This window comes from Streptomyces sp. HSS9-12, assembly GCF_054963655.1.
Genome location: NZ_JBUEGC010000103.1, coordinates 1 through 5,149 on the forward strand (window position 1 = coordinate 1; position 5,149 = coordinate 5,149).

Genomic DNA, 5,149 nt, shown 5'->3' on the forward strand with positions numbered 1-5,149 from the left:
GTTAGGGGTAGCGCCGAGGTAAGCCCAAAGCCGCCAGTACTTGATCTTGGCGCCCGAAGAGCTTCCTACGGAGTGTTGGGCGCGAGGGCGTTGACGCGGTTCGCGTATTCGCGGCGGGCCTTGCGTTGTGCCGGGATCGCCGATGGGGCGTCGAGGACCTGGCAGCGGTCGAGGAGCTGGCGGTGGACCGCGGGCACCGCCGGGACGCGGAGCGTGTAGCCCTGGCCGCGCCGTACGGCGACGCCCTGGTCGAGCGCGGCCCGCTCGGCGTCGTCGAGTTCGGCGGCGCGGAGGAAGTCGGCGACCTTGCCCGGCATGTCGAGGGTGACCAGCGCCTCCGGAGCTGGGGCAGGCCCGGCGTCGGAAGTGTGCTCGGGCATGAGGTCGGCGACGGCGGTACGGATGGCGCCGCGGCTGACGTGGTGGTCGCGGGCCAGGGCGGCGATGGACTGGCCGCCCAGGTAGGCGGCGCGTACGGCGACGGCGGTCGCCGCGGTGACCACCGGGCGGCGGCCGCCCTTGTTGCCCTTGGCCTCGGCGGCCCGCAGTCCATCGAAGGTCAGCTCCCGCTGCAGGTCTCGCTGGAGCTCGCCAGCGGCCGCGAGGGTCTGCACCATGAACTTCACCGTGGACACCAGTTCTCCGTTGCGTGGGTGACGGGCTGTGAGGTCCATCGCGGAGAACGCCCCGTCATGGATCTGCAGGGCGAGCCGGTCGCGGTGCAGGACTTCGAGCACGTCGAGGATGTGTCCGGTGCCGCGCACGAGGCGGAACATCTCGGAGACGTGGACGACATCGCCGGGCCGCGCGTACGTCAGCAGCTCGGCGAACTTCGGCCGCTGCAACGGGTGGAGGCGGCTGGAGGTGCCGGCCTCCTCCTCGAAGACGACCGGGTCCTCGATCCCGGCCTCGTCCAGGACGAGGTTCTGCCGGGCGGTCGACTGCTGGTCGGTCGAGACCCGCTTGTAGACCAGGTTCGCCATCTCGGGGGCCCTTCGACGCGGTGGATCGGATCTTGCCTGTCGTCTAACCCTGTCATCAACGACCATCGGATCCGATTGGATTCGCACCGCTCCGAATCCCCGGAAAACCAGGGTCCATTGGACGTGCCGGCTACCTGTCGTCATTCGATCGTTTGACGACAGGCGGGGCACTAGTGATCACAGTTGGCCAGTTCACGTGAGTCCCGAGACGGACAAGATGACGGCACCACAGTGGCAGTAGCCGATCACTCCGTATGCACCACGTGGCTCGGCCGCGACTCCGCAGCCGCACGATAGAAAGAGTGGACCGCTCGGGGTCTGGTCATTGTGGGGGGAAGACTACCGATCCCATGATGAGGGACGTGGAGGCGTTAGTTTACAGATTCATCGGCTGGCTCATAGGCGGAGAGCTGCCACCTGTGAGCCGACAGGACAGAGTGGTTGAGCAGCTGCCGTTAGACCTTGCTTCTCTGCGGGTTTCGAGCGCGCTCTCTGGGCGTCTGCGTGTGGCGCTCCGCCGACGCCGTGAGCTCCGCAGGATTCGGCGGGCTGCGGTGTTTGCGGTCCGGACAAGCATCTTCATGTTCCTCCTCATGGGCGCCTTAATGCTCGCGGTGCTGGAGGAGGACCCCCGGGGAATAACCAATGCGCCTAACTACCCCATTGGTCTCGTGGGGGGCCCGGCGGTGATAGGACTGTGCTTCGGCGTCCTTGTGCTGTGGATCCTGGTGGGGTGGCGCACCATCCGGCTGGGGCTGCGCTACACCCTGGTCATGCAGATAGCCGCCGCGATCTCGGCCTGTGCCGCCGCGCGCCGTGCGGGCGGGGAGCGCTCCGCGAAGCAGTTGCGGCTGGTGTCTAAGCGGCTGGAGGAAGTCTCACGTGGTGTTGAGCGCTCCCACCGCGCTCGGGGCACGGCGAGGGGATCCAATCGCCGCCAGGCCTTGAAGGCCCATGAACGGCAGGTTGTCGCGGTGCTGCGGATGACCGAACGGCGCCTGGATATCGCCCCCGAAGAAGGACTACGCGAGCTCGCTGAACTACTGGTAGGCATAGCCGAACGCTACGCACACGGCCGGATAGGTGAGCTCCTCGACGCTGAGGTCATCAAGGACATTAAACTAGAACGGGACCGTGGTCTGTTGCGCTGGATTGCCGCTGTGGTGTTGGGCACTGCCACAACCGTCGGTATCACCCTGCTCAACCTCCCGTCGTCTATTGAGCAATCCATCATCGGCGGCAGTGTTGTGCTTGTCGTTGGGATCCTCTCGGGACCTTCCGCCCGCCACGCGCTTGACGTCGTTGGGACTATCCGAGGCAGCGGAGCGCCCTGATGTCGCGCGCGTCGGTAACTGCTGTGACAGGTTGTCGCGAGGTGAGTTTCGGCTTCCCAGCCGCGCGCCGTGCTGTCCGTCGACCGCGACCCGGACCACCCGGGCACGGTCGTCCTGCACGTCAACTCCGGCGGCAACGCGCTCGCCTGCAAGAGCACCCTGACCCGCGCCGGATACCGGTGCGAGGACATCCCGTCCGAGCCCGGCCAGTACGGCCCCCGACTGCGCATCCTGCCCACCGGCTGAGCCTCGCCCACAGGACCGGCCCGGAGTCATGAGTGGTGCCTCCGGGCCGGACCGTCTTCGACTCTACGGGCCTGCGGCTATCCGTCCTTGTCAAGATCCCAGCGGAGGTGCTCGGCGAGCAGGTCTCCGATCTTGGCTTCGAGCTGGTCGATCTCGGCCAACGCTGAGGACTTGTGCACCTTTGCCTCTTCGATCCGGACCAGGGCGGCATGGCGACGGTGGCGTTCCGCACGGAACTCGGTGAGGGCGCCGCGGAACTCAGCGCCCTCAGCCGTGCATCCGCTTTCACACGCGACGTGGAGCTCTCCCTGCCTCATCACACCGGACGTCGGCGGGGGCTGGCCTTCCCGGAGCGTGATCACCGGGGAAATTGGCCCTAACCAGAACGCTGAGGGAGTCCACCGCTCCGGTGGGCAGGTCCACTGCTCGTCGAACGGGGCCGGGTCGACGATGGCCCGGCCGTCCTCGTCGAAGTCGAACACCAGGTGCCACAGGTCGAGCCCCTCGGGCCAGTCCGCCTCGTCCGGCCTCGGTACTGGTGGGCTCTCCTATTCAACTGTCGCCAGTTCTTGCGGGAGTCCAGCCAGCTGGTGACCCTGTGTAGTCGCCGGGGGCGGATCACTGCCTCCGACGTCCCAGCAGGCATGGTGTCGGAAACTCCTGGCCACAATGCCCACTATGTTGACCTCCACAACGATCGTGGCGCTCGCGGGCATCGGGGGTACCGTCATCGCCGCTGCCCTGGGCATGTTTGGGGTGATTCGTGCCGCGAGCATCAACGCCCGCGCCCAGTACCACACTCAGAATCAGCAGTCCCGCCGCCAGGCGTATGGCGCATGTGCCTCCATGCTCACGGCCCGACACGACGCGGCCGAGGCCCTCATGCAAGCTCTCGGCGATAGAAGCACCGACCAGGCTCAAGCCCGTGCCCAAGCCCAGGACCTAGTAGCGCAGCACGTACTGCTGATGGAAAAGGTCGGGGCGGTCGCTATCGAAGGTCCCAGCGCTGTCGCGAGCGCTGCCGAGCACGCGGCCACAGCGCTCAACGGGTGGGTCGACACGCTTCTGACCTGGGCGTTGAGTACATCTCCACCCACCTATGCGCATAGCCAATGGGAGTCCACCCGGCAAGAACAGAAGATCGCTGAGGATGCGATCGACCGTTACACCGGGCTATGCCGCCGAGTTCTGCACGCCGGAGATGACCGCATCCCTCGCCGTAGCCCACGCCAGGTGATCAATCAATGCTTCTGGGGCTGGTCCGAACGGCGCCACGAACACCGCAGTCGGAACGGGGGGAGCTGACCAGCGTGCAAGGATGCGACCGCGCGTGGCGGTTTACTGGTGAGCTCGCCTATTCAACCGTCACCAGTTCCCCGCGGGGCCCAGCCTGATGGTGACCGTGAGTGATTCCTAGAGGGAACCGGCTCCGGTGCCACCGGCTTGGGCCCGGTCACCTCTGTCGGGCACGCTTCTGACGTGTCGTAGTTGTGATCGCGCTACCTCACTCCGTGCGCTCGTGATCCGCCGGGCCGAGCTCCCTTCGGAGCCGGGCCACCAGGTCGCGTGCCGCTTGGAGGCGCTCTGGGGAGCTGCCGGTGAGCATCGCCTCGGCGAGCGCGTCCTCGTCCGCGCTCAGCGGAATCAGATGCAGATAGGCCAGCAATCGCGAGCCTGCGGGCAGCGGAACATCGTGCACGGCATACAGGCCGTACAGGATCCATTCCACGGACAGCGCGGCCCAGAAGCCGAGTTCCCGCGGGTCGCCGGAGGCTTGGGCGCGGTCCAGCTTCGCCTGGCTGTGCCACAAATGGGTCGCGATCAGCTCGCGCAACTCCGCCGAGGCGTGGTACGTGGCCAGGAGCTGGCGGGCCGCCTCCGCGAGGCGGACGGCCGGGCCCCGGTCCATCAGGACCTCCGCTTCGAGGAACGAGTACAGCCACGAGGTCTTCGGCCGGTCGAATCGGGTGAGCCACTCCGCCTCCGGCCGCGCGATCCACTCCACCAGCAGGCCATCGACCAGTTGCCGATGCGCCAACTCCAGTGAGGAGTCCTCGGCGGTCACGACGAGCAGGTCGATGTCGGATGTGGTCACATGCTCGCCGCGGCAGACCGACCCGGACAGTAGGACGGCGAGTACATCGTCCCGCCCGGCCAGCCCCGTCGCGACGCGTTCGGCGTTCTTGCGATGCAGATCCATGCCCCGATCCTGTTCAGGTTCAGCACATGATGGCGTGGTACTGGATGACATGGGATGGCGAGACCTTCCGGGTCGGTGGGGAGGCCGACGCCGACATCGGCGACGGCTCGCGGGCACCAGGGGTTTACTGGTGGGCTCGTCTATGTCAACTGTCGTGAGTTCTCTGCGGAGTCCAGCCGGATGGTGACCGTAGGTGGTCTCCGGAGGCGTACCGGGTCCAGGTGCTTCCGGTCTGGGCGGCCAGCTTGGTGGTGGTGACGTGGTGGTAGCCGAGGGCGTCGGCGACGACGGGCGCGGGCATCTCCAGGACGTGCTGGCGGATTGCTGATGCCCGGCCGGCGACGGTGGGGATGCGGGGGTTGAGGAACATCGGAACGAAAACCGGC

The 5,149-nt window shown here is 66.9% G+C and carries 6 protein-coding genes and 1 pseudogene; 3 read left to right on the top strand and 4 right to left on the bottom strand.

Annotation, left to right across the window (positions count from 1 at the left end):
* Positions 1-65 precede the first annotated feature (65 nt).
* On the bottom strand, positions 66-983 hold the full coding sequence (locus tag ACY34J_RS28745) for a recombinase family protein (protein WP_462729566.1): 918 nt from the start codon (positions 981-983) through the stop codon (positions 66-68).
* A 353-nt stretch (positions 984-1,336) separates the two neighbouring features.
* Here ACY34J_RS28745 and ACY34J_RS28750 point away from each other — a divergent pair, with 353 nt between their 5' ends.
* Both ACY34J_RS28750 and ACY34J_RS28755 read left to right on the top strand, forming a co-directional pair.
* On the top strand, positions 1,337-2,317 hold the full coding sequence (locus ACY34J_RS28750) for a hypothetical protein (protein WP_462729565.1): 981 nt from the start codon (positions 1,337-1,339) through the stop codon (positions 2,315-2,317).
* Positions 2,318-2,386: 69 nt separating this feature from the next.
* The gene (locus tag ACY34J_RS28755) at positions 2,387-2,563 is read left to right on the top strand and encodes a hypothetical protein (RefSeq protein ID WP_462729564.1); all 177 of its coding nucleotides are present in this window, start codon (positions 2,387-2,389) and stop codon (positions 2,561-2,563) included.
* Between the two features lie 77 nt (positions 2,564-2,640).
* On the opposite strand, the gene ACY34J_RS28760 is transcribed toward ACY34J_RS28755, so the two are convergent.
* On the bottom strand, positions 2,641-3,045 hold the full coding sequence (locus ACY34J_RS28760; protein WP_462729563.1) for a hypothetical protein: 405 nt from the start codon (positions 3,043-3,045) through the stop codon (positions 2,641-2,643).
* A gap of 196 nt (positions 3,046-3,241) precedes the next feature.
* Here ACY34J_RS28760 and ACY34J_RS28765 point away from each other — a divergent pair, with 196 nt between their 5' ends.
* Entirely contained in the window at positions 3,242-3,868 is a 627-nt protein-coding gene (locus ACY34J_RS28765; protein ID WP_462729562.1) for a hypothetical protein, read from the top strand.
* 199 nt (positions 3,869-4,067) lie between these two features.
* Here the strand turns inward: ACY34J_RS28765 and ACY34J_RS28770 are convergent, their stop codons facing one another.
* Together ACY34J_RS28770 and ACY34J_RS28775 are read right to left on the bottom strand one after the other, a co-directional pair.
* Positions 4,068-4,763: a nucleotidyltransferase domain-containing protein gene (locus ACY34J_RS28770; RefSeq protein WP_462729561.1), complete on the bottom strand. Its 696-nt coding sequence runs from the start codon at positions 4,761-4,763 to the stop codon at positions 4,068-4,070.
* 145 nt (positions 4,764-4,908) lie between these two features.
* A pseudogene (locus tag ACY34J_RS28775) lies at positions 4,909-5,149 on the bottom strand (hypothetical protein); the annotation flags it as partial.

Bases quoted from the DNA above. Each gene is read 5' to 3' on its own strand.
- ACY34J_RS28745 (WP_462729566.1), bottom strand. From the start codon at position 983: ATGGCGAACCTGGTCTACAAGCGGGTCTCGACCGACCAGCAGTCGACC.
- ACY34J_RS28750 (WP_462729565.1), top strand. From the start codon at position 1,337: ATGAGGGACGTGGAGGCGTTAGTTTACAGATTCATCGGCTGGCTCATA.
- ACY34J_RS28765 (WP_462729562.1), top strand. From the start codon at position 3,242: ATGTTGACCTCCACAACGATCGTGGCGCTCGCGGGCATCGGGGGTACC.
- ACY34J_RS28770 (WP_462729561.1), bottom strand. From the start codon at position 4,763: ATGGATCTGCATCGCAAGAACGCCGAACGCGTCGCGACGGGGCTGGCC.